The sequence below is a fragment of the Gemmatimonadaceae bacterium genome (assembly GCA_020852815.1).
In the GTDB taxonomy this organism is placed as follows: domain Bacteria; phylum Gemmatimonadota; class Gemmatimonadetes; order Gemmatimonadales; family Gemmatimonadaceae; genus SCN-70-22.
Genome location: JADZAN010000029.1, coordinates 1 through 24,332 on the forward strand (window position 1 = coordinate 1; position 24,332 = coordinate 24,332).

A 24,332-nucleotide genomic window follows, 5' to 3' on the forward strand; every position below is an offset into this window, starting at 1 on the left:
AGAGTGATCAGCCGTCGCGCGCCGCGTCCCGCCGTCCACTCGCCCCGCCCCTCGCCCGTGTACGCCCCACTCCCACCCCCCGGACCACGTCGCCACTTGACAGGTCGCTTCATATCAGAGTCAGCGAGAAATCACTTGAAGGGGGTCAGAGTCACCGAACCAAATTCTCGCTGACTCTGACCCCAATCTGGCGCCGAGCCTGGCCCACCCCCCCGCCCCACCCTCCCGATGCGCCGCGCGCGTCCGGAGCCTAGACTCTCCCGCATGACCGACGCCGCCACCGCCGCCGCCCAGGGGGGCGCTGACCACCGCCCCCACCTCGCCGCCCCGGACGAGAACCCCTCCTTCATCAAGGGGCTCTTCCTCGGCGAAATCCGCGAGGAGATGGTCTTCCCCTTCCCGACGATCGCCCCCGACGAGAAGGAGTCGCTCGACGCGATCCTCGATGCGTTCCGCGCGTTCGCGAAGGACCACATCGACGCGAAGCGCCATGACCACGACGGTCGCTTCCCCGACGAGATGCGCGAGGGCTTCCACGCGTTAGGCCTCATGGGGCTCAACATCCCCGAGGCGTACGGCGGCTTCGGCGCCAGCGCCAAGGTCTTCAACCGGGTCTTCGGCGAGATCGGCGCCACCGACCCGGCGCTCGCCGTCTATTTCGGCGCCCACCAGTCGATCGGCTGCAAGGGAATCGTCCTGTTCGGCACCGAGGAACAGAAGCAGCAGTACCTCCCGCGCTGCGCCTCGGGCGAGATGGTCGCCGCCTTTTGCCTCACCGAGCCAGGCTCGGGCTCCGACGCGCAAGCGATGAAGACGACCGCCGTCCCCACCGACGATGGCCGCGGGTACATTCTCAACGGGACGAAGATCTGGATCTCCAACGCCGGCTACGCCGGGGTCTTCACCGTCTTCGCCAAGGTCCCGGTCGAGGTCGACGGCAAGACGAAGGAGCGCGTCACCGCCTTCATCGTCGAGCGCGGCACCCCGGGCATCTCCCTCGGCAAGCTCGAGGAAAAGATGGGGATCAAGGCCTCCGACACGCGGTCGGTGATCTTCGACCAGGTGCGCGTCCCGGCTGCCAATCGTTTGGGCGACGTGGGGCAGGGCTTCAAGATCGCGCTCGAGATCCTCAACTCGGGGCGTCTCGGGCTCGCCGCCGGTTCGGCGCGCGGGACGCGGCAGATCATGAACGAGGCGATTGCCTACGCGAAACAACGCGAGCAGTTCGGTCGCCCCATCGCCACCTTCGAGATGCTGCGCCGCAAGATCGCCCTGGCGGCCGCCGAGTGCTATGCGGCCGATGCGGCGTGGTTCCTCACGGCGGGGATGGTGGACCGCGGGGGGATCGACTTCTCGCTCGAGACCGCCGCCTGCAAGGTCTTCAACTCCGAGATGGCCTACCGCGCCTCCAACGAAGGATTGCAAATGGCGGGCGGGATGGGATACTCGAAGGAGTTCCCCTTCGAGCAGAGCGTGCGCGACTCGCGCATCATGCTCATCTTCGAGGGGACCAACGAGATCCTCCGCGCCCTCATCGCGCTCATGGGCTTGCAGCAGCCGGGCGAACGCCTCAAGGCGCTGGGGAAGGCGCTGCAGGACCCGATCAACGGATTCGGCGCCATTTCGTCGTACCTCGCCGGCCGCGCGCGCAGCACGCTCAACAAGCCGGACTTCACCAGGGTGCACCCCGCACTCGAGGAGGAGGGGGAACTGGTGGCCGGGCAGATCCACGCCCTCGCCCGCGCCGTGGAGACGGCGCTGCGCAAGCACGGCAAGGCGATCATCGATCGCCAGTACGTGCAGGAGCGCCTGGCCAACGCGGCCATCGACCTCTACCTGAGCATTGCCGCGCTCTCGCGCTGCAGCGCCGAGCTCGACGCGGTGGGCGGGAACGTGGAGCAGGTGGCCAACGAGGTTGACTGCACGCGCGTCTTCGTGCACGCGGCGTACCGCCGCACGCGGCGCGCCCTCAAGGCGCTCAGCATCAACCAGGACTCGCGTATCGACGCAATCGCCACGCGGGCGGTCGAGGCCGTCGACCTCGCCCCGCCCTCACCCACCGATCGTTAGGCATCCCGGATGGAGTCGTTCGACTCGCCCGCGCCGGCCGCTCCCGCACCGCGCACGCCGGCCGCCCGTGGTGCAGCCGGCGACGCGGCGGGTGACGCAACCCGCGAAGCCGCTCCCGATGCCGCCGGCGTACAACCATGGGAGGCAGCCGACGCGGCCGGCACGCGCCTGGCCAGCACCGCCGCCACGATCAAGCGGGATTGGTCGCCGCTCTGGATTGCCCTCGTCTACGCCGTCCTCGGCATCCTGTGGATTGTCTGGTCCGACGCCGCCGTGCTGGCCATCGTGCGCGACCAGGAGGCGCTGACGCGGCTCCAGACGTACAAGGGATGGTTCTACGTCACCGCCAGCGCCGCGCTCCTCTTCTACCTGGTGCGCCGGCGCGTGAACGCGCTCAATGCCGCCATCGCCTCGCAGCAGGCCACGACGCGCGAGCGCGAACGGCTCGTGACGATCCTCGAGGCCACCACCGACCTCGTGTGCGTGATCAATCCCGACAGCTCGCTGCGCTACCTCAACGCCGCGGGACGCCGGCTGCTGGGCATTGGCCCCACCGAAGCGCTGGATCGCTTCCGCTCGTCGCAGTTCCTCGCACCATCTGATGCGGGACAGCGCCCCGACGTGCAGCTGCTCGCCGGGAGCGCCGACGTGCTGGAGCTCGAGCGCGACCTCCTGCGCCTGGACGGGAGCCTGGTGCAGGTGTCGCAGGTGCTTCTCGTGCACCGGGACGCCGGCGGCGGCGTGGAGTTCATCTCGACCATCGCCCGCGACATCACGGAGCAGCGGCGGCAGGAAGGGGCGCTCCGTCAGGCGCAAAAGATGGAGGCGGTCGGCCGCCTGGCCGGCGGCGTCGCGCACGACTTCAACAACCTGCTCACCGTCATCCTCAACTGCGGCGACGCGCTGGCCCGCTCGCTCCCTGCGTCGGACGAGCGGCGCGAAGAGGCCAGCGAGATCGTGCAGGCGGCGCAGCGCGCGGCACGACTCACGCGGCAACTGCTCGCCTTCTCCCGGCAGCAGGTCCTCGAGGCACGGACGGTCGACGTCAACACCGTCGTCCGCAACCTGCTCGTGATGCTGCGGCGGCTGGTGGGCGACAACGTCCAGATCCTCGACCGCCTGGACCCGGCGACACCTCCCATCCTCGTCGACCCTAACCAACTGGAGCAGGTCCTGGTGAACCTGGTGGTCAACGCCCGCGATGCGATGCCGCGCGGCGGGACGATCACCATTCGCACCGCCGATGCGCACGTCGGCGAGAAGCGCGTCGCAGTGCTGGAGGTGAAGGACACGGGCGTCGGGATGGATGAAGCGACGCGCGCCCGGATCTTCGAGCCCTTCTTCACCACGAAGGAGATGGGACACGGCACCGGGTTGGGGCTGGCCACGGTGGCGGGGATCGTGGAGCAGTCGGGGGGCGAGATCGTCGTCGAGAGCGCCCCCGGGCGCGGTTCCATCTTTCGCGTGCGCTTTCCCGCCGTTGCGGCTGACGACGCCGACCCCGACGCCGCGGCGCGCGCCGCCGGCACCCCCGCCAGCAGCGAGGCCGTGTCGAGCGACTGGGACCCGCGCTGCCGCATCGTGGTCGTGGAGGACCAGGACGCGGTGCGACAGGTGACGGCGCGCATGCTGATGGCCGAGGGGTACGACGTGGTGCAGGCCCGCTCGGCCGAGGAGGCGTTGCGCACGATCAACGACGGCCAGGACGTGGCGCTGATCGTCACCGACGTGGAGATGCCGGGCATCGGGGGAGGGGCGCTGGCGCGCCTCCTCGAACGCGGCGATCGCCGGATTCCGGTCCTCTTCATGTCGGGCTACACCAACGATTCGCTCCTGCGGCGCGGCGCACTCCCCGCCAACGCGTCGTTCGTCCCCAAGCCGTTCACGCAGGAGGTGCTGCGCTCGGCGGTCCGCAGCGCGATACGCCCGTCGATCGGCGGCTAGCGCCTAACGAGTCCGGCGCCGCCCGGCGCCGCAGGGCAAGGCGCGGCACGTTTCCCCGGGAGCAGGGAGCACGACGCACGACCGCGCGAGCGCCAACCTCACCGTCGCCGCGCCTCGCGGAGAAGGCAGCCCGGACACTATCATCAAGCACCCGCCAGCACCCACGCCGCGTCCGCTCCACCCCCATCCCCACTCCCGTGCGCGTCCTGTTCGCCGAGGATGACCGTCAGTTGCGAGAGTCCGTCGCCCGCGGGCTGCGCGAGGCGTCGTATGTCGTCGACCTGGCCGCCAATGGGACCGACGCGCTGGCGCTGGCGCGCGAACACAGCTACGACGCCGTCATTCTCGACATCCTCATGGCGGGGGCGAGCGGGCTCGAGGTGTGCAAGGCGATCCGGGCCGATGGAAGCTCGGTCCCCATCCTCATGCTCACGGCACTCGACGCGATCGAGCAGCGCATCACGGGGCTCGACGCAGGCGCCGACGACTACCTCACGAAGCCGTTCGACTTCGGTGAGCTGCTGGCGCGCCTGCGCGCCCTCACGCGACGGCGCGGCGAGGTGCTCGCCCCCGAGCTGGTGATCGGCGACCTCGTGATCGACACGACGCGGCATGAAGTTCGGCGCGGCGCGCGCGTGATCGCACTCACGACAAAGGAGTTCACCTTCCTGCACCACCTCGCGCGCCACGCCGGGCGCGTGGTGAGTCGCGCCGAGCTGATGGAGCACGTGTGGGAAGACCGGAGCAACGCGTACTCCAACATCATCGACGTCTACGCCAGCCGGCTGCGCCGCAAGCTGGAGGAAGGCGACGAGACGCCGCTGGTGGTGACGCTGCGCGGGACGGGGTTCATGCTCAACGTTCCGGGTGAGTCGGCGCGGCGCGATCGCGCGCGCGGCTGAGGGCGGCGGCCAATGCGCTGGTGGCCGACGTCGCTCCGCGCGCGGCTCACGCTGTGGTTCACCGTCGTCCTCGGCGTGCCGCTCGTCGCCTTCGCGATCGTCTCGTACGTCGTCTTCGACCGCACGCTGCTGGCGCGCACCGATCACTTCGTGGATGACGCGCTGTCGGCGTTCGCGCGCGAGCTGGCCAACGAGCGGCGCCTGGCGCCGAGCAACGAGGTGGCGGCGCGCACGACGGTGCACGAGGTGCGCTTCTCGCAGCTGCAAATCGCCATCGCCGACTCGCTGGGGCGCACGCTGGCGGCGAGCGCGTCCGATCAGGACGCGGCGGCGCGCGCCGCGGGGATTCCCTCGTTCGACACCGCGCGCGCCCTCGCCGCCGCGCGCGGCGTGACCGCGGCCGCTCCGCGCTTCCTCACGCTGGCCGGCCCTGGCGGGGACTGGCGCCTGCAAGCGCGCATCGTGCGAGTGGCCGGCGAGCCGTTGCTCCTGGCGGGCATTGCGCCCTTGCGCGACATCGAGGACGTGCTGGCGCGCATCCGGCGCGCCTTCCTGGTGGCCATCCCGTTGCTGCTGGCGGCCGCCGCGGCGGGCGGGTTCTTCATGGCGCGCCGCTCACTGTCGCCGGTGGCGGTGATGGGCGCGCGCGCCGCCGCCATCACCGACGCCAACCTGCACGAACGCCTCCCCGTCGTCACGCCGCACGACGAGCTGGGTGGACTGGCCGTCGTCATCAACTCCCTCCTCGACCGGCTGGAGCGCGCCTTCGCGCAGCAACGACGCTTCATGGCCGACGCCTCGCACGAGCTGCGCACCCCGGCGGCCATCCTCAACACCGAGTCGCAGGTCACCCTCTCACGCGAGCACCGCAGCGAGGAGGAGTACCGCGAGTCGATGACCGTGATGCAGCAGGCCGCCGCGCGCCTGACGCGCATCGTGGACGACCTCTTCCTATTGGCGCGCGCCGATGCCGGCCACCTCGTGGCTCGCATGCGCGACATCTACCTGGACGAGGTGGTGCACGACGTGACGCGCGCCGCACGCCCGTTAGGCGAACGGCGCGGCGTTCGCGTGGAACTGCAACCGGTAGTCGACGCCCCCTTCCACGGCGACGCCGACCTCCTGGGGCGCCTCCTGCTCAACCTGCTGGACAACGCGATCAAGTTCTCCGTGGGTGGCGGCACGGTCTCCGTTGCACTCGCTCGTCACGACGCCGCCGCCGGTTCCGCCGGCCCCGCCGGCCCCGCCGGCGCTGCGCGCTATGAGATCCGCGTCGTCGACGACGGCCCGGGGATCCCCCCCGAGGTGCAGGAACGCGTCTTCGAGCGCTTCTTTCGTGGCGACCCGGCCCGCGGGCGCGTGGAACCGACCGAGACGAGCGGGGCCGGCCTCGGCCTCGCCATCTCGCGCCGCATTGCCGAGGCGCATGGCGGCACGTTGCAGCTCGTGGCATCGCGCCCGGGGCGCACGGAGTTCTGCGTCACACTCCCCGCCACCACGCGAGGGGCGTCGACCCCAGCGGCACCCGCCGCACCAGCCGCACCCACGACACCAACCGCACCGGCGACGCCATCGTCAGCACCGCGCGCCGCGCGTCTCCCCGCCTAACGTGACCGCTGCCTGACGCGACCGCGGCCTGACGCCACGCCGGCCTAACGCAACCGCGCGCGCAGCGCCCGCAACGCCGCCATCCGTTCGTCGCGCCACGCCAGGCGCTGCGGCAGCCGGTCCAGCGGAAGCTGCTCGCGCATCGCCCGGTCCAGCGTCGCGACGATCGGTGGCGTCACCACCGGCTCGGTGGCTCCGCGCTCGCGCGCCATCTGGTCGAACATGAAGCCGTAGCGTGAGAGGTAGTCGGCAATGCCCCCCGGCGCGTTGAGGTCGACGCCTTGCAGGGGACCTAACCAGGCCCAGCGCAACCCGAAGCCGTCCCGTATCAGTGCGTCCACGTCGGCGGGCGTCATGAGCCCGTCGCGCACCACGCCGAACATCTCGGTGAGGAGCGCGCCCTGCAGGCGGTTCATCACGAAGCCCGGGCGCTCGCCGTTCACGCGCACGGGGACCTGCCCCACCGCGCGCATCGTCGCGAAGGCCTGTGCCACCACGCCCTCGTCGGTGAATGGCGCCGGTACCATCTCGACCACCGGTATCAGGTGCGGCGGCGTGGCCGGGTGCGCCACGATGACGCGCTCGCGCCGCGCCAGTTCGCCGGCGAATCGCGACGCGCCGATCGACGACGTCGAACTCGCCAGGATGGCGTCGGTGCTTGCCTGCGCATCGAGCTCCGCGAAGAGCGAGCGCTTCACCTCCTCATCCTCCTCCACCGATTCCTGCACCCACTCCGCACCGTGCAGCGCGTCAGGCAACGAACCCGCCAGCGCGATGCGCGACACGATCTCGTCAGGGGCAACCTCGGGGGCAATGGCGCGCGCGGCAGACGCGCCCTGGCGAACCCGATCGTGCAGCGAGGCACGCACCGTGGCGTGTCGCGCGAAGACGCGCACCTCCCAGCCGGCGCGCGCAAAGACGAGCGCCCACGAACTCCCGATGATCCCCGCCCCCACGATCGCCACACGCCGCGTCCCGGCGTGCGCTTCGACAGGCGTGGCGCCAGTCATGGCGACAGGCATGGCGACAGGCGTGGCGCCAGGCCTGACACCGGGCGCCAAGCGCTGCGTCCCACCTGATGCACGAGCGTCCGACATGTGCGCCCTCCCGAGAAGCGATGTGGCCAACCGATGTTGCGGACAACTTCGCCAACTGTGGCGCGAGCGACCACGGGGCACCCCGACATTAGCATCTCATCATCAATCGGCACGTCAGGAGATTGCGGACTGTCTCCGGCCGACACTTCCAGTAGGGTGCCCGGCGCTGCGCCGCGAATGCTTGCGTATGCCTGGCATTGTCCGCTGTGAGACGTTTGATGGAGCAGGAGCAGGATGAGCGAAGCGGGATCGGTCGATTGTATCGGGACGGTATTGGCACGGAGCTTCCCGGCCGGGGAGCATGTCGGCGAGGTGCTCGACGCCGCGATGGACGGGATCCTCGTCGTCGATTCCACGCGCCGCATCGCCTTTGCCAACCGCTCGGCGGGTCGCATCTTCGGGCATGCACCGGAGGCGATGCTCGGTCAGCCGCTCGAGCTCCTCGTTCCCCCCACCGCACGCCACCTGCACGATCGCCAGGTGGGGCATTTCCTCCAGCATGGCCGCAGTGAGCGCGGACACCGGGTCGGCTTCGTCACCGGCGTGCATGCCGACGGGCACGAGCTGACGCTCGACGTCACGATCAGTCGCATCAATGCGTGGCAGCGCGGCGCCGCCGTCGCGATCGTTCGCGACGCGTCCGATCGCCTGGCGCAGGAGCAGGCGCTGCGCGAGCGTGACTTGCGCTTCCAGCTGGTCGCGCAGGCCTCCGGCGACGTGCTGTACGAATGGCGCCGCTCCACCGGCATCACGTGGTTTGGTGACGCGCTGACGCGCGTCCTGGGGCACGACCCCGCGGCGGCATGCACCTCCGAATGGTGGCAGGAGCGCATCCATCCGGACGATCGCCCCCGCGTGCTGGCCAGTCTCATGGACTTTCACACGTCGAACCGCGCGGAGTGGTGCGAGGAGTATCGCTTTCGCCGCCACGACGGGACGTACGCCACGCTCCTCAACCGGTCCACCTCGTCGCGGGACGATGGGGGGCGCGTGGACGGCACCGTCGGCGCCCTGATGGACGTGACGGCGCTGCGAGCGGCCGAGGACGCGCGCCTGTCGCTCGAGGCACAGCTGCAACAGGCGCAGAAGATGGAAGCCATCGGCCGCCTGGCCGGCGGTGTGGCGCACGACTTCAACAACCTCCTCACCGTCATCATCGGCAACCTTGCCCTCGCGCAGGGAGGGGTGGGGCGCGGCGAGCCGGTCGCCAGGGAAATCGACGAGACGATGAGCGCCGCCCGTCGCGCCGCCGACCTCACCCGTCAGCTGCTCGCCTTCGCACGCCGCCAGGTCATGACCCCGCGCGTCGTCGACCTGAACGATGCGGCGCAACAGGCGTTGCGCCTCGTGCAGCGGCTCATCGGCGAGCGCATCACGATCGACTGGTCTCCCGCCGCCACGCCGCTCTGGGTGCGCATCGACCCGACGCAGTTCGAGCTCCTCCTCGTCAACCTCGCCGTGAACGCCCGTGACGCCATGCCGTCCGGCGGGACGCTGAGCGTGCAGCTGACGGAAGCGTCGCCGGAGGAATTGACCACGCTCGCCCCCCTCGTGCCGCCCACGGGACGCCCCACACGCTACGCGCGCTGCGAGGTGCGCGACAGCGGTTCCGGCATCGCCGCCGACGTGCTCCCGCACATCTTCGAGCCCTTCTTCACCACGAAGGGACAGGGGAAGGGGACCGGACTCGGCCTCAGCATCTGCTATGGGATCGCGCAGCAGTCGGGGGGACACATCCGCGCACGGTCGCGCCCAGGCCATGGCACCTCGTTCATCGTCTGCCTCCCGCTCACCGATGCGCCGGAGCGTACCGAGCCCGCCACCGACGCGCCGGTGAGCATGCGCGGCGACGAGACGATCCTGCTGGTGGAGGACGAGCCGGCCATCCGCTCGCTCTTCTCCACCGTCCTGCGGCGCAACGGCTACACCGTGCTGGACGCATCATCTGCCGAGGATGCGGTGGCGGTCGCCGAGGCGCACGGGCGCGCCGTTGACCTTCTCGTGTCAGACGTCGCGCTGCCGCGCGCGAGCGGGGCGTGGCTGGCGCAGGAGCTGATCTCGCGTGCGCTGGCCGCACGTACGCTCTTCGTCTCGGGTCACGCCGAGGCGCTGCTGCAAGGCGGCGACGGCGCACTTCCCGGCAAGGGCGCCTTCGTGCACAAGCCGCTCACCGGCGACGCGCTCGTTGCCAAGGTGCGCGAACTGCTCGACCAGCCACCGTCGGCACCGTAGCCGCGAGCAATCGCCCGCGTGCAGGCCGGCGTACGGCGTGCGCGCGGCGTGCGCGCGGCGTCGCGGTTGCGAGCTACCCGATGGCGTGCCAACGTTGCCACGACGTGGGGCGTTGCCCCAGCACCGTCCCGACGTTCGACATGCTGTCCCCCCATTCGCATTCGCTTATGCTCCCGTTGCGTCCATTGCTCCTTGTCGCAGCGCCCGCGCTCGCGGCGCTCGCCTTCCCGCCCGACAGCACGCCGCCCACGCGCAGCACATGGGCGGTACCGTATCCGGCGCCCGCCGCGGCGCTCGATTCCACCCTCAAGGCAGGGTACCGCTGGCGCAACGTCGGCCCCGATCGCGGTGGGCGTTCGATCGCCGCGAGTGGCGTGAAGGGGCGCCCTCGCGAGGCGTACTTCGGCGCCACGGGCGGCGGGCTCTGGAAGACGACCGACGGCGGCGAGAACTGGCTGCCGGTGACCGATGGTCTCATCAGCTCCGCCTCGGTTGGCGCCGTCGCGGTGAGCGAGTCCAACCCCGACGTGGTCTTCATCGGGATGGGTGAGACGTGCATTCGCGGCAACATCATGCCTGGCGACGGCGTCTATCGTTCGCGCGACGGCGGGAAGACGTGGACGCATGTGGGCTTCCGCGAGTCGCACGGCATCTCGAAGATTCGCATTCACCCCACCAACCCCGACATCATCTACGTCGCGTCGTTCGGCAAGTTCTCGGTGCCAAGCCAGGAGCGCGGGGTGTTCAAGAGCACCGACGGCGGCTCGACGTGGAAGCGCGTTCTCTTCCGCGACGACAAGACGGGCGCCATCGACATCTCGATCGATCGCAACAACCCCAACGTGCTCTATGCCTCGTTGTGGGAAGCGTATCGCAAGGAATACCAGATGTCGTCGGGCGGCGAGTCGAGCGGCTTGTTCAAGAGCACCGACGGCGGCGAGACGTGGAGCGAGATCACGCGCAACCCGGGGATGCCATCGGGGCTCGTGGGGCGCATCGGCGTCGCCGTGTCGGGAGCCAGCTCGAGCCGCGTCTATGCGCTGGTGGAGAACGAGAAGGGCGGGTTGTTCAGCAGCAACGACGCCGGCGCCACCTGGACGCTGGTGAACGACAAGCGCGACATCCGGCAGCGCGCCTTCTATTACACGCACGTCTTCGCCGACCCGAAGAACGCCGACGTGGTCTACATGCAGAACACGTCGATGTTCCGCTCCACCGACGGCGGGAAGACGATGAAGGCGATCGACAACGGGACGCACGGCGACTTCCATGACCTGTGGATCGACCCGGACGCCCCCGATCACCTGGTGGTGGCCAACGACGGCGGGGGTGCCGTCAGCAGCAACACGGGCGGGAAGTGGACGGCGCAGGACTTCCCCACCGAGCAGTTCTACCACGCGATCACCACGGCGCACACGGTCTACCACATCTGCGGTTCGCAGCAGGACAACTCGACGCTGTGCGTCCCCTTCAACTGGAATGCCGCCGCCTTCGGGTTGGGGAGCGGTGGGCGGCGCGGCGGCGGTGGCGGCGGCGCCAGCGACACCACGCGCCGCGACATCACGCTGGGCGGGATGGCCGTGTCGTACGTCGCCGGCGGCGGCGAGCCGGGCTACATCGCCACCGACCCGCTCGATCCCGACCTCTTCTACTCCGGCACCAACAACGGCGCCTACGTCGACAAGTTCAACCGCCGGCTGCAAACGTCGCGCGAGGTGAACCCGTACCCCTGGTTCTACTCGGGCGAGCCGAGCAAGGAGATCAAGGAACGCTGGCAGTGGACCTTCCCCATCCTCTTCTCCAAGGTCGACCCGAAGCTCCTCTTCGTCTCGTCGCAGCGCCTGTGGGCCACGCGCGACGGCGGCAAGACCTGGTTGCGCCTGTCGGGCGACCTCACGCGCCACGCGCCGGAAACGCAGGAGAAGTCGGGCGGCCCCATCACTGGCGACATGAACGGCCCCGAGGTCTACGGCGTGATCTTCTCCGTCGGCCCCGGCAAGAAGGACGTCAACGTCATCTGGACGGGGAGCGACGACGGCCTGGTGCACGTCACGCGCGACTTCGGGAAGAGCTGGAGCAACGTCACGCCGAAAGACATGCCCGACTTCGGGCGCGTGTCGCAGATCGATGCCTCCAACTTCTCGTCAGGCACCGCCTACATCTCGGTGCGCAAGCCGCTCCTCAACGACTTCTCGCCCTACATCTTCAAGACGACGGACTACGGGAAGAGCTGGACGAAGATCGTGAACGGGATCCGCGCCGATGCCTACGTGCACGCGGTGCGCGAGGATCCCACGCGCAAGGGACTCCTCTACGCGGCCACGCAACACGGCGTCTACATCTCGTATGACGACGGGGCCAACTGGGAGAGCCTGATGCTCAACATGCCCGACGTCCCCATCTCGGATCTCATCGTCGAGGGGAACGAGCTGGTCATCGCCACGCACGGGCGCGGCTTCTGGGTCCTCGACAACATCGCCCCGCTGCGGCAGGCAACGCCGGCCATCACCGCCGGCGACTCGCATCTCTTCACCCCGCCTGCGCTCGTGCGCTCCGGGCCGGGGATCGTCCTCAGCTGGTGGCTCAAGTCGCCCTACAAGTCGGCCAGGCTCGAGATCCTCGACTCGGCCGGTGTCACGCTCCGCACCTTCGAGCCCGATACCACCAAGCCGGATTCGACGCGCCCCCCCTCGGGCGGCTTCGAACGCAACCGGCGCACCTATCTCCCCAAGGGGACCGGGCTCCAGCGTCTCGTGTGGGACGGGCGCGCCGAGGGGATTTCGTCGTTCCCGGGGATGATCCTGTGGGGCGCGGGGACCAACGGCCCCGCTGTCCCGCCGGGGAAGTACAGCGTGCGCCTCACGATCGACGGGAAGAAGCTCACCGCGCCGCTTTCCGTCAGGCGCAACCCGTGGATTGCCGACGTCAGCGACGCCGACCTCGTGGCGCAGTACAAGTTCGGCAAGATGGTGCGCGACAAGGCCACCGAGGCCAACGACGCCATCATCGCCATCCGTCGCGTGAAGACGCAGCTCGACGACCGCACCAAGCGCGCGAGTGCCGATGCGGCGCTCAAGTCCGCCGGCGAGACGTTGCGCACCAACGCCAGCGGCGTGGAAGAGAGCGTGTACCAGGTGAGGAACCAGAGCGGGCAGGACCCGCTCAACTTCCCCATCAAGGTCAACAACCGCCTGGCCAACCTCCTCGCCATGAGCGAGCGCGGCGACGGACGTCCCACCACCAACATGCCCGAGATCTTCGGCATCCTCAGCACGGAGCTCAAGGGTTACACCACGAAGCTCGAGCAGGTGTGGAAGGTCGACCTGGCCGCGGTCAACAAGGAGCTGGCGCGCCTCAACCTCGCGGCCATCGACCCCAACTGTCCAAAGGCGGAGGGGTGCGGCGTGGTGCCATGAGATAAGCGAGGAGAACGCCGCGCGGCGGTCTCACGCGTCAGGCAGTGTCACGCAGAACGGCGGGCCGCCATGGCCCGCCGTTTCGCGTTCGCCCCGACCGCCAGGTTGCCCTGACTACTTCGCTGCCTGCGGCGGGGCGAGGTTGCGCGCGTCCGAACGTCCGCTCGCTGCCTTCCGCCACGTCGCCACGGTGTTCCGGACCTGCTGCGCCGTTGGCGGCTGCGACCAGACGCGGATCTCGAGGTTCTCGCCGGTCGTCACCACGGGAGAGCCGGCCGCCAGCGGTGCGATCGACAGGATCTGGTGCTCCGGCCCGGCGGCCGACCAGTCGCAACGCTCGCTGCGAGTCCCCCACACGATCATGCGCCCCGTACTGGTGGCGATGATGAGTGAAGCGCCGCTGCGCGAGAAGGCGATGGCCGTCGGGGTGACGCCCGTCAGCTGCTCGCAGCCGAGTGCTTGGGCGCTGTCGATGCGTCCGCCGCGATAGCGCATGCGGTGGACCATGCTGCCGACCGTCACCGCCACGTCGCGCCCGTCGGTGGCCACCGCCATCTGGCTCATGGTGCCGGTCACGCTGTCGGTCGCCGGCGCGCGCCAGAGTAGCCGCGCCGCACCATTCCCCACCCACCCGAAGACGTTGCCACGTTCATCGGCGGCGAGCAGGTCGCGCTCGTTGAGGTAGGCGAGCGATGTCACCCGACCGCCGCCAGGAAGCCTCGTGCGTCGCGGCGCGCCCTGCGCCGTCAGCCGCACCACGTCGCCATGTATCGTCCCCACCGCCATCTCGCGCGCCGACGGCGTCACCGCCAGCGACTGCAGCGTATCGGGGAGCACGGTATCGCGCTCGCGCCGCCAGTCGGGGCGCGTGACCAGCGACACGCGCCCATGACGCCCGGCCACCGCCAGCTTCACCGCCTGCGAGGCGTACCCTAACCCCACAATGCCGCCCGCCCACCCCGGCACCACGCCGCGGACGTCGGCACTCGGATCGGCGGCGTTGGCCATGGCCGCCGCATCGTGCAGCACGATACCGGACGAATCGCTCCGGACCGTATCGACATGCGGCACCGCGCGCACCAGGACGTTCATCACCCACAGACGACCATCGTCGGTTCCCACGGCGACAATCGAATCCGGCGCCGCCGCTGACGACACCACCGGTGTCTGCGTGAGCTTCTGCACGGCTCGCGACACCAGCGCCCGCTGCGCGATCTCCTGCGCCACGCTGTCGACGTACGGATCGTCGCCCATCGACAGCGCTTCGCGTATCCACGCCGAGGCGACTTCCGGGTTCGAGGCGAGATACGTACCCGCCCGCGCCGCCGTCGCACGCGCCACGTTCTCGGCAGGTGCAATGTCGACCGGCGTCGCTCCGTCGGCCATCCAGAAGGCGCGTCCCACCGCGAAGAGGATGGTTGCCACGATCGCGAGTTGTGCCACGCGCAGCGTGCGATCTTCGCGTTTGCGCCTCACCTCCTCGCGCAACTGCCGCACCGCCCCCACCAACCGATCGTGTGCCAGTTCGTACCACTGGCCGGCCGCGCGCTCCTCACCACGCAGCACATGCCGGCGCTCGAGCCCCTCGACGACCACGTTCGCCATCCCCGCCGTCTCGTCGCTCTCCCGAATCACGCTGCCGCGCGTGCCGCCCGGCGTAATGAGCTCCCTTTCGAGCCAGAAGAGGATCTTCCCACTGCGCATTCGGGTCGTGGTCGACACCGCCGCAATCTCGGCGGCGACAAAGCTGCGCAGCTCCTTGTCGATGTCGGCGTCGGGAATGAGCGAATCGTCGGCGGGCTTCACGGCGCCGCTGGCCATCTTGTCCCACAGCGTGCGGCAGATGAGCTGCAGGTAGAGCGGCTCGACATACTCGCCTTCGGCCTCGGCGAGTTTGCCGTCGGGCTGTCGCACGAACTCGCGCGACATCTGGCGCGCCAACTTGTCGGCGCTCGACGCCTTGAACGCGGGAAACTGCCGCGCGAATGCCGAGGCGATCACGTCTGCCGCCGCACGCTGCGTCAGTCGTTCAACGTGGAAGTACATCACCGAGCGTTCGCGCGCACTGGAGCCGTCGTCCAGCCGCGACAACAGCGACGCGAGCGCCGAGAGGTACTCGGCGCGCATCACCAGCACCACACGCAGTGCGCTCTGGCCGCGATTGGCGGCGAGGATCGCACCCAGGAACTCCGCACGCTCGCGCCACGCCTGCAGGTGCGTGGTGAACAGTTCCTCGAACTGGTCGATCACCAGGACGCGCGGCATCGGCGCCCCGTCGGACGAGTTGTGGCGCGGGCGTTGCTCGAGCGCGCTGAGCAACGGATGTGCACCTGGCGGCACGTCGCCCCCCGCCAGGTAGCTGACCACGTTCCCCTCGAAGATTGGACCCGCGAGATCGCGCCCTGCACGAGCGCGCGCCGCCTCGCCAAGCCTGGTTATCGGCAGCACCTCGTACTCGGCACGTTCGAGCGCCGGCATGACCCCCGCGCGCAGCAGCGAACTCTTGCCGCACCCCGACGGGCCGACCACCACCACGACGCCATGGCTGGCAATCAGCGAGCGCAGCTCGCGGATCTCGGGCGTGCGCCCGAAGAAGTTGGCCGCGTCGTCGCGTTCGTACGGGCGCGGCCCCGGAAACGGGTTGGCCGCTTCCGTCACGGCGTCGTCACCGTTCGCCCCGCATCGCCGTGCACCGCGATCCAGCGCCTGCGCAACTCGCGTGTGAAGTCCGACGCCGTCCCCCAGAAGAAGCGCACGTTCATCGTGAGCTTGAGGTAGTGCTCGAGGTAGTGCTGGATCGCCTGCGCCATCTGTTCGCTGTTGCCCGTGGGCGGGAGCTGCACCGCCACGTGCGCGCGCTGTCGGTTGAGTTGCAGCTGTTGCAGCGCCATGCGGAAGATCACCCGGAAGGTGATATCGCTCAGCGAATAGCCGAGGAAGAGCACCGACGACTCGGCAAACACCTCGGAGACGTCGGGACGGATGCACCGCGGATCCATCGCAATCTCGGCCAGGAAGTCGAGATAGTCGTCCTCGGTGAGCACCATCGACTCGGGGAACCCCTGCACCCCGTGCAGGTGATAGACCAACGGGATGGAGTCGTTGTCCGGCGTTAGGGATGGCTGTCCGCTCCGGGCCTGCGCCACGTGCTTGCGCGTGGCCGGATTCCAGGCACACAGGTCCACGACGTACTGCGCCCCCGCGGCCTCGAGCGAACGCTCGATGAACGGGTCATAGTTGGTCGTGAGGTACTTGGAGAACGGGAGGTCGGCGAGGATGCGGTGCGGATCGGTGCGATCGGCAAAGGCCGCGGCGGTGATCTGGTCTGTCGCCGTGCTGAATTGCCGCGCCACCTGTTCCTTGATGCGCGGGATATCGTTGCGAATGACCGCGGCGTATTGCGCCACGCGCGGGAGGTTATCGCGATCGTCGAACGGATAGCCATGTTTCTCGGCCAATGTCTGCGCGAGCGCGCGTCCCGTGGGAAGGCGATGGGCCGACATCCCGGCCCCCAGGAACGGCGTGCAGCGCTCGTTGCTGATCCGGCTGACGATGGTATCCCAGTCGTCGTCGTCGAGCGCGTTGGCAGGCACGGGCAACCCCAGCGGGAGAATCGCCCGAATTGTGGGATCGGGGAAAAGCGATGTCCAGCGAGCGACGCAATCCCTAAATCAGGGAAGACGACCTCATGCATAGCCGCCGGCGCGCCGTGGTTAGTGCGACTGGCGCACTTCAACCTCTTCCAGCGTCGCCCCCTGCGCTACGCGCACGATGCGGGTGCGCTTCCACGCGCTCACGCGCTCGTACTCGTCGGCGCCCAGCACCAGGACCGGCACGCTTCGTCCGTAAAGCGCCTCGGCCACCATCGCGCCGAGCGCAATGATCGGGTCGCGCTCCCCCAGCACGATCGCCGCCGGGCCAACGCCCGCGCGAATCAGCTCGGCCAGCACGCTCGAGCTTGAACTCGATCCGCGGCCGCCAGGCATCAGCATGACACGCCCTGTCACCGACTGTCCGTGTTGCGGATGATGGGTGTCGATGATCTCGCCGGTGGCCTCGTGCACACCGCCCCAGAAGCTCAGCGGCGCCTCGAGCCGAAGCACGTCGCCTTCGGCGTTTCCGGCGACGAGGAACTCGGCCGCGATCATTCCGCCCCCCATGGCGCGTTGTCCCGCCACACCACGCCACGCACCGCCGATTCCACGCATTCCTCCAGGCTGGCAAAGACCACCGCATACCCCAGGTTGTTGGGGGCGTACCAGGCCCACTTGGCCGAGTTGGTCATGACGACGCCAGGGCGCCCGGTGAGGATTGGCGTGACGTACGTGCAGGTGTCGGTCACCAGCTGCACCCCGCTCGCCCGCAGTTCGTCGCCCCACCCTTCCCCGTCGATGCGCGCCAGCGTGTCGCGCCCCGTCGAGACGAAGAACTCCATCGCACGCGACACCGCTCGCCCCGCCAGCAGCGCGCGCAGGCGCGTAAACTCCTCATACGAGAAATGAGGGGTCCCGATGCTCACCGCGCCTAACGTCATATCGGTCGTCGACGTGAGGTCGCGCGCCGCCGCGCGCAGGTCGTCTGGGCCCACGTCGATGGTACGGGCTGGTGCGCGATTGCCCAGCGCCTCGCCTAACGTGGCCGCCTCCGGCGTCACCCCCACCATGTGGAACATCGCCACCGCGCCTGACGAGGCCGCGGCAGCGCCAAAGCCCTTCAACTGGTCCTCGGTGGCGTGCGGTACGCCATCGATCACCGGAATCGATGTCCCCGTGCGCATCCCCACCAGGTGCCCGAGGGCGGCGAAGAAGGTGTCACGGCGCATCATCGCATCGCGCACGCCGCGCACTCGCACCAGTACGCGCCCCAGTCGCCCCTCGTCGGTGTGCAGACCCACCTCGGGGACCATCCCCACGACCGCCGCGCAGAGGTCGATGAAGTCGCCGTAGCGCTCCGTGCGCGCCCCCAGCACCGAATTGGCGAAGACGATCGCATTCGACTCGGCCCACGCGATCTGCTCCCCGAAGTTAGGGCGCTCGGCGAGCTGGTATGGGGCACAGGTCCAGGTCTGGCGACAGCCCAGGGCGGCGTACTCGCGCATCATCGCGCGCCCCGCCTCGACAATCTCCGGCCGGCCGCGGAAGAGCTGTGGATGCAGGAGGTCGATCGCCCCCACGTTGAGCGTCGTCGGGACGGTGACGGTCGCCCCCGAGCGGACCATCGCCCGCACGAAGTCGAGCGAGGCTGGGCCGTGGTACAGGCACCCGTCGATGTGCGCGCGTGTGATGGGGATCAAGCGGCGCGAGCCGACGAATGCGGCGTAGCGCTCGAGGATCGCCCGCGCGAGGTCGCGCGTGGGGGGCGCCGCGTCGGCGGGCTGCAGGGGAGTAGTCGGGGTCGACACGGCGCGAGATATGTCCCGCGCGCGACAGTTGGGGAAGGCGCTGAAACCAGGAGCCTGAAGCCCCGTATGATCATTTCGATCATAGTACCTCACCCGCCGACGTGCCCGACTCCCCTGCCATGCCGTCCGATCCTCGCGCCCTCCTCCCGCTCAAGCCCGCCGACCTCGTCCTCCTCCTCGTGCTCTCCGAAGAGGAGCGACACGGCTACGCGCTCGCCCGCGAGATCGCCGATCGCACCGACGGGCTGATCGCGCTCGAGCCGGGGAACCTGTACCGCATCATCCGTCGCCTGGAGGATGAAGGGCTGGTCGCCCCTGCGGCGCGGCGCGCGTCGGGCGATGGGGACGATGAGCGACGGCGCTACTACCGCCTGACCGCGTTAGGGGGGCAGGTGGCGGCGTTGGAGGTGCAGCGCCTGCGGTCGCTCGTTGCCTCGAAGGCGGCGCGCGCCCTTCCGCCGGTTGGCGCCACCGCATGACGCATCGCGCCCCCGCCTCCGTCCGTTCGGTGGGCGAACGCGTCTATGGTGCCCTGCTCTGGCTCCTGCCGCGTCACTTTCGCCAGCGCTACGGCGAGGAGATGCGCGACTTCCTGCATGACGCACTCCGCGAGGGCCGCGCCGACGGCGGCTCGTTAGGGTCTCTGGTGGTCTGGTGGCATGCCATCCCCGACCTGTTGCACACCGCCGCGTACGAACATCTCGCCCTCCTCATCCGGCCTGCGCACCTCCTTCCCCCGCCTCACACGGACCGCATGTCGACCCTACTCCTGAGCGACGCCCGTTACGCGCTGCGCGCCTTCCGCAGGCACCCGGTCTTCTTCGGCGTCGCCCTGCTCGTTCTTGCCCTGGGGACGGGGGCGGTGAGCACGATCTTTTCCGTCGCCAACGCCGTCGTCCTGCGCCCGGTCCCCGGCGTGCGCGACGCATCGCGCGTGGTGGAGGTCGGGCGCACGCGCCCGTCGGGCGAGGGGTCGCTCACGGCGTCGTATCCCTACTTCGACTACCTGCGCGATCGCTCCCGATCGTTGGAGGGTGTGGCCGCATGGGGAATGACGCTGGTCAACGTCAATACGGGTGGGCAGGGAATCTCAGGACTTGGCAACGCCGTCAGCGGCAACTACTTCGCCGTCCTGGGAGTGCAACCGGCGCTCGGTCGCTTCTTCGCGGGGAACGATGACCGCGCGCTCTCCCGCGACCCGGTCGTCGTGGTGAGCCATGCCTTCTGGCAGAAGCACCTCGGGGGTGACAGCAGCGTCATCGGACAAGCGCTGCGCATGAACGGTCGCACCTTCACCGTGCTGGGGGTCGCGCCGGCGCGCTTCAGCGGGGTGTACCCGGCCCTGCGCACCGACGTCTGGATCCCGCTCGACTTCCGCACGCAGCTGCGCGGCAATCCGTCGACGCTCGACGATGCCGGCGCGTCCTGGATGCAACTGGTTGGGCGGCTGGCCCCGGCGCACTCCGTGACGCAGGCGCGCGAGGAGCTCAGCGCGCTCACCGCACAGTACGTGGCGGCAAACGGCGCGGCGGAAGCGACGCGCACCAATGAATACTCGGCCGCCGACGTCGACCCCATCGCCGGCGTCCCGGCCGGCGTCGCCGGGAGCTTCACCTCCTTCTTCGCCGTGCTCCTGGTCATATCGGCGCTCGTCCTGATGATCGCCAGCATGAACGTGGCCTCGATGCTCCTTTCGCGTGCCGCCGCGCGCCGGCGCGAGATGGCGATGCGCATGGCCCTCGGCGCGGCGCGGCGCCGCCTCGTCCGGCAGCTGCTCGTGGAGACGCTGCTCCTCTTCGCCATCGGCGGGGGGTTAGGGATCGTGGTCGCGTTCTGGGGGACGCAGTTGCTGCAGCAGCTCCCGCTTCCCGAGAGCATTCCCCCGCTCAACCTCAACTTCACGCCGGACCTGCGCGTCCTCGCGGTGACCATCGGCGCCTCGCTCGTCACGGGGCTCGTCTTCGGGCTCTCGCCCGCGTATCAGGGGACGCGCACCGACGTGCAGGCCGCAATGCGCAGCGATTCGGCCGGCGCCGGGCGCCGGCGTTCGCGCCTGCGCGACGGACTCATCGTGGCGCAGATCGCCATGTCGCTCCTCCTGCTCTCATCGGCCGGGCTCTTCGTCCGGGCGTTAGGCAAGGGGCGCGCGGTCGACCCGGGCTTTGCGGTGGACAACATCGTGGTGGCCACGGTCGACCTGGAGAGCGCCGGTTACGATGACGCGCGGGCGCGCACCTTCTTCCGCGCGCTGCGCGATCGCCTCGCCGCCTTCCCGGCGATGAAGCACGTCGGCGCCGGGCGCCTGCTTCCGCTCTCGATGTCCAACTCCGGGATCGACATCGCCCTCGCGTCGTATGCCCCGCCCAACGGGCGTGCCGGCGATGCCTTCGGGGTCAGCACCAACACCGTCGACGCCGGCTACTTCGACGCGTTGCGGCTGCCGATCCTGCAGGGGCGCACCTTCAACGACCGCGACGACGAGCACGCGCCGCAGGTCGCGATCGTGAACGAGACGTTTGCGCGCCGCTTCTTCCCGCAGGGGAGCGCCATCGGGCAGACATTCCGGCGCGACTCGCTCGTCGTCACCATCGTCGGTGTCACGCGCGACTCGAAGTTCCTCTCGCTCAACGAGTCTGCCGCGCCATTCGTCTACCTTCCGTTCGCGCAGCAGTGGCGCTCCGCGACCACCTTCCTCCTGCATCACGACGGACCCGCCGAGGCGGTGTCTGCGGCGCTGCTGCGCGAGATGACGGCGCTCGACCCCTCGCTTCCGCCCCCGCGCGTGAGTTCACTTCGCGAGTCGACCGCGATCGTCCTCCTTCCGCAGCGTGTGGCGGCCGGCGTGTCCGGCGCGCTGGGGCTCGTCGGCCTCCTGCTTGCCGCCGTTGGGCTCTACGGACTCCTTTCCTTCTCCACCACGCAGCGCACCCGCGAGATTGGCGTGCGCATCGCACTCGGCGCCTCGCGCGGTGGGATCGTGCGCATGGTGCTGGCCGAGGGGTTGCGGCTGGTCGGCATCGGGATGATGGCGGGCTTCGTCCTCGCGCTGTTCGCCACACGCGCCTTGCGCCCCTTCCTGTTCGGCCTCGATCCGTTGGATCCTGTCACCTTCGGGGCGATCGGCGTGATCCTCCTCGGTGTTACGGTGATCGCGACGGTGATCCCGGCGGCGCGCGCCGCCGGGATCGATCCCTCTTGGTCGATGCGGGAGGAGTAGCGGCTGACGGGGTGGAGGTGCGCCGCTCGTCAGGCGGCGGCCGTGATGCGTACATGCCGCCGCCAGCGCCAGGCTGCGGCACCACCGGTGCGTCCCGCGGCCGCCAGGAGCTGCACCGGCAGATGCAACGTCAGCTTGCCAGCGACGCGCGCGCCGATCCCCCGCCGGGCCCACGCCACCACGATCGGAATGAGCCAGTGATCGCCGATGGGCTACGTGCTTCGCGCCCCGGCGCCCACAAGGATGGTCTCCACGAAACGCCGGTCACTCGGCGCCAGCGCCAGCGCGACCAGCTCGTGGGGCATCCCCCACTGGAGCGCCGTATGCTCGAGGCAGGTGGGCTCCCCGTCGATGGTGACCGGGACGAAGGCGATGTGGAACGGCGAACCATGGTCGTGCACGCCGAGCAGTTCATCGCCCACATGCGTCACGGTGACGGCGAGTTCCTCTTGCAGCTCACGGGCAGCCGCCTGGGCATCGCTCTCGCCGGGTTCGAGCTTCCCCCCGGGGAACTCCCACAGCCCGCCGTGCCGCTTGTGCGCCGGGCGCTGGCACACGAGGTAGCGCCCGTCGCGCGCGATCACCGCCGCGAGGACGCGGATCGTCGCCGTCACTTCGCCGCGCGGACCTCGCTCCACGGCGCGCAGCGCGGCGGCGACGGAACACCGCGGGGCGCCGGTTCGGTGCGCGGCAGCGTGTCGGCCACCGCCATCAGCTCGACGTCGAAGACCAACGTTGCCTTCGGGGGGATCACCGGCGGGCGTCCATTCTCGCCATACGCCAACTGGTACGGGATGATCAGGCGGCGCCTGCCGCCAACGCGCATCCCCTCGAAGCCGACGTCCCATCCGGCGATCACCTGTCGCCCGCCCTGCGCGAAGGCGATCGGCGTGCGCGGCTCCCCGTTCGGCATCGTGTCGCGGGACGAATCGAACTTCGTCCCGTTGGCGAGCCACCCCGTGTAGTGCGCGTACACGCAGGCGCGGGCTCGCATCGCGGCCCCTCCGCCAGGCGCAATTTCAAGGGACTGGAGGGCGAACGCCACCGTGGGCGTGCCGCGCACTACGGGGATCGGCGCCGGCAGTTGCGGCTCGCGGCGCCACAGGCACCCGGCCGTCGCAAGGACGACCGGGGCCACGAGAATCGAGCGCACCAGGAGTCGTGCCAGGATTACTTCGACACCCCGAAGCTGCTCACCGTCAACTCGACGTTGTGGCTCACGCGAATGCCATACACACCATCCAGCGACTTGAGCTTGTCACCCGCCACCACGTCGCCCTTGTCGAAGCTGTGCACGACCGTCCCATTGATCACGCACGACGCCTTCCCTCCCTTCACCGTCCACCCGATCTCGTTGGTCGAGGCACCGGTGGCGTCGGCCTGCTTGAGCGCCGGCGACTTCTCCAGGTTCACCAGTGTCTGCACGTTCGAGCCGTGGAATGTCTTGACCGAGTAGGTGCCGTTCCCGTACGCGATGCAGTACATCAACGTCTCGCTCTCCCCCTCGAGATCGTTGCCGCCGATGAAGATCCCGTACGAGTGCGGGTGACTGGCGGTCATCTTGTGTTCCTTGAACGTCGCCTTGACCGTGTAGTCACCCGATGCGGTGTTGGCCGGGTTGTAATAGAAGGCGGCCGGCCCGATGGAGAGGCGGAAATCCTTCCCCTCCTGCACGAACTTCGAGTCATTGATCGTCTTCCCTTGTCCGGCGGGACGGCGGTCGATGCGCCCCTTCCAGCCGGCGACGGCGATGCCCCCCTTCACCGAACGATCGGCGTCCTGGGCGTGAACGGTCGTGGAGGCGACGAGCGCGGCGAGAGCCAGGATCGAGTAGCGCATGAGTACTCCATCTGCTTGGTGAGGCCCACAGTGTCGCGACCGAGACGCCGGGACACAAGCGATGCTGGGACGGGGCGCGGCCGCGGGTGGGTACGCCGTGCATTTTCCTGCGCCTCGGCGTGACGAACCGGTATTGACATCCGGGCACACGTGTTGAAAAATCAGCAAAGCTGAAATTTCAGCACATCTGAGACGCCCGGAGTCCCGCGACATGCCGAAGCCCGCCCCCTCATCTGACCTCACGCGCCGCGAGCGACAGGTCATGGACATCCTTCACCGCCGGGGGCCGTCCACGGTGAGTGAGATCATGGACGACCTCCCCGATCCCCCCACCTACTCGGCCGTGCGCTCCATCCTCCGCATCCTGGGGGAGAAGGCGCTGGTGCAGTACCGTGAGGACGGCCCCCGCTACGTCTATCTCCCGACCGCGCCCGCCAACGAGTCGCGAGACACGGCGCTGGCCCACGTGGTCGAGACCTACTTCGCCGGCTCGACGGAGCAGGCGATTACCGCGCTCCTGCGGCTGAGCGACGCCGGGGTGAGCGAGGAGGAGATCGAACAGCTGCGCGCGCGTATTCGCGCCGAGCGCGCCGGAGGGCGCTAGCC

At 69.4% G+C, this 24,332-nt stretch carries 17 protein-coding genes; 9 read left to right on the top strand and 8 right to left on the bottom strand.

The annotated features are described in order from the left end of the window. Positions 1–264 precede the first annotated feature (264 nt). The 4 genes from IT359_16075 (at position 265) to IT359_16090 (ending at position 6,524) form a co-directional block, all read left to right on the top strand. Positions 265–2,070 carry an acyl-CoA dehydrogenase family protein gene (locus IT359_16075; GenBank protein ID MCC6930505.1) on the top strand — a complete coding sequence of 602 codons (1,806 nt, stop codon included), beginning with the start codon at positions 265–267 and terminating at the stop codon, positions 2,068–2,070. A 9-nt stretch (positions 2,071–2,079) separates the two neighbouring features. Further along, positions 2,080–4,014, top strand: a complete 1,935-nt coding sequence (locus tag IT359_16080; GenBank protein MCC6930506.1) for a response regulator — start codon at positions 2,080–2,082, stop codon at positions 4,012–4,014. A 197-nt stretch (positions 4,015–4,211) separates the two neighbouring features. Continuing rightward, positions 4,212–4,916, top strand: coding sequence for a response regulator transcription factor (locus IT359_16085; GenBank protein ID MCC6930507.1), 705 nt, complete (start codon positions 4,212–4,214; stop codon positions 4,914–4,916). Positions 4,917–4,928: 12 nt separating this feature from the next. Continuing rightward, positions 4,929–6,524 carry a HAMP domain-containing protein gene (locus IT359_16090; protein ID MCC6930508.1) on the top strand — a complete coding sequence of 532 codons (1,596 nt, stop codon included), beginning with the start codon at positions 4,929–4,931 and terminating at the stop codon, positions 6,522–6,524. A gap of 44 nt (positions 6,525–6,568) precedes the next feature. Here the strand turns inward: IT359_16090 and IT359_16095 are convergent, their stop codons facing one another. Further along, on the bottom strand, positions 6,569–7,546 hold the full coding sequence (locus IT359_16095; protein ID MCC6930509.1) for a 3-hydroxyacyl-CoA dehydrogenase: 978 nt from the start codon (positions 7,544–7,546) through the stop codon (positions 6,569–6,571). Between the two features lie 309 nt (positions 7,547–7,855). Between IT359_16095 and IT359_16100 the strand changes: the two genes are divergently transcribed. Together IT359_16100 and IT359_16105 are read left to right on the top strand one after the other, a co-directional pair. Next, positions 7,856–9,853, top strand: a complete 1,998-nt coding sequence (locus tag IT359_16100) for a PAS domain S-box protein (protein ID MCC6930510.1) — start codon at positions 7,856–7,858, stop codon at positions 9,851–9,853. A gap of 167 nt (positions 9,854–10,020) precedes the next feature. Beyond that, a complete protein-coding gene (locus IT359_16105) occupies positions 10,021–13,269 on the top strand; it encodes a glycosyl hydrolase (protein MCC6930511.1) in 3,249 nt (1,082 codons plus the stop codon). 114 nt (positions 13,270–13,383) lie between these two features. On the opposite strand, the gene IT359_16110 is transcribed toward IT359_16105, so the two are convergent. The 4 genes from IT359_16110 to IT359_16125 form a co-directional block, all read right to left on the bottom strand. Next, positions 13,384–15,927 (bottom strand): hypothetical protein, encoded by a 2,544-nt coding sequence (locus tag IT359_16110; protein MCC6930512.1) that lies wholly within the window; start codon positions 15,925–15,927, stop codon positions 13,384–13,386. After that, a complete protein-coding gene (locus IT359_16115) occupies positions 15,924–16,862 on the bottom strand; it encodes an SIR2 family protein (GenBank protein MCC6930513.1) in 939 nt (312 codons plus the stop codon). Before IT359_16115 ends, IT359_16110 begins: the two co-directional genes overlap by 4 nt. Positions 16,863–16,982: 120 nt before the next feature. Further along, positions 16,983–17,417: a DUF126 domain-containing protein gene (locus tag IT359_16120; protein ID MCC6930514.1), complete on the bottom strand. Its 435-nt coding sequence runs from the start codon at positions 17,415–17,417 to the stop codon at positions 16,983–16,985. Next, positions 17,414–18,670, bottom strand: coding sequence for an aconitase X catalytic domain-containing protein (locus tag IT359_16125; GenBank protein ID MCC6930515.1), 1,257 nt, complete (start codon positions 18,668–18,670; stop codon positions 17,414–17,416). Before IT359_16125 ends, IT359_16120 begins: the two co-directional genes overlap by 4 nt. Before the next feature lie 119 nt (positions 18,671–18,789). Between IT359_16125 and IT359_16130 the strand changes: the two genes are divergently transcribed. Together IT359_16130 and IT359_16135 are read left to right on the top strand one after the other, a co-directional pair. Beyond that, on the top strand, positions 18,790–19,149 hold the full coding sequence (locus IT359_16130) for a helix-turn-helix transcriptional regulator (GenBank protein ID MCC6930516.1): 360 nt from the start codon (positions 18,790–18,792) through the stop codon (positions 19,147–19,149). Then, entirely contained in the window at positions 19,146–21,887 is a 2,742-nt protein-coding gene (locus IT359_16135) for an ABC transporter permease (protein ID MCC6930517.1), read from the top strand. Before IT359_16130 ends, IT359_16135 begins: the two co-directional genes overlap by 4 nt. 212 nt (positions 21,888–22,099) lie before the next feature. On the opposite strand, the gene IT359_16140 is transcribed toward IT359_16135, so the two are convergent. The 3 genes from IT359_16140 to IT359_16150 form a co-directional block, all read right to left on the bottom strand. After that, complete coding sequence (locus IT359_16140; GenBank protein ID MCC6930518.1) at positions 22,100–22,501, bottom strand: (deoxy)nucleoside triphosphate pyrophosphohydrolase; 402 nt, start codon at positions 22,499–22,501, stop codon at positions 22,100–22,102. Continuing rightward, positions 22,498–22,881 carry an FKBP-type peptidyl-prolyl cis-trans isomerase gene (locus IT359_16145; GenBank protein MCC6930519.1) on the bottom strand — a complete coding sequence of 128 codons (384 nt, stop codon included), beginning with the start codon at positions 22,879–22,881 and terminating at the stop codon, positions 22,498–22,500. Before IT359_16145 ends, IT359_16140 begins: the two co-directional genes overlap by 4 nt. Positions 22,882–23,057: 176 nt before the next feature. Beyond that, a complete protein-coding gene (locus tag IT359_16150; GenBank protein MCC6930520.1) occupies positions 23,058–23,726 on the bottom strand; it encodes a hypothetical protein in 669 nt (222 codons plus the stop codon). A 211-nt stretch (positions 23,727–23,937) separates the two neighbouring features. Here IT359_16150 and IT359_16155 point away from each other — a divergent pair, with 211 nt between their 5' ends. Then, complete coding sequence (locus IT359_16155; GenBank protein MCC6930521.1) at positions 23,938–24,330, top strand: BlaI/MecI/CopY family transcriptional regulator; 393 nt, start codon at positions 23,938–23,940, stop codon at positions 24,328–24,330. The last annotated feature ends 2 nt before the right edge of the window (positions 24,331–24,332 follow it).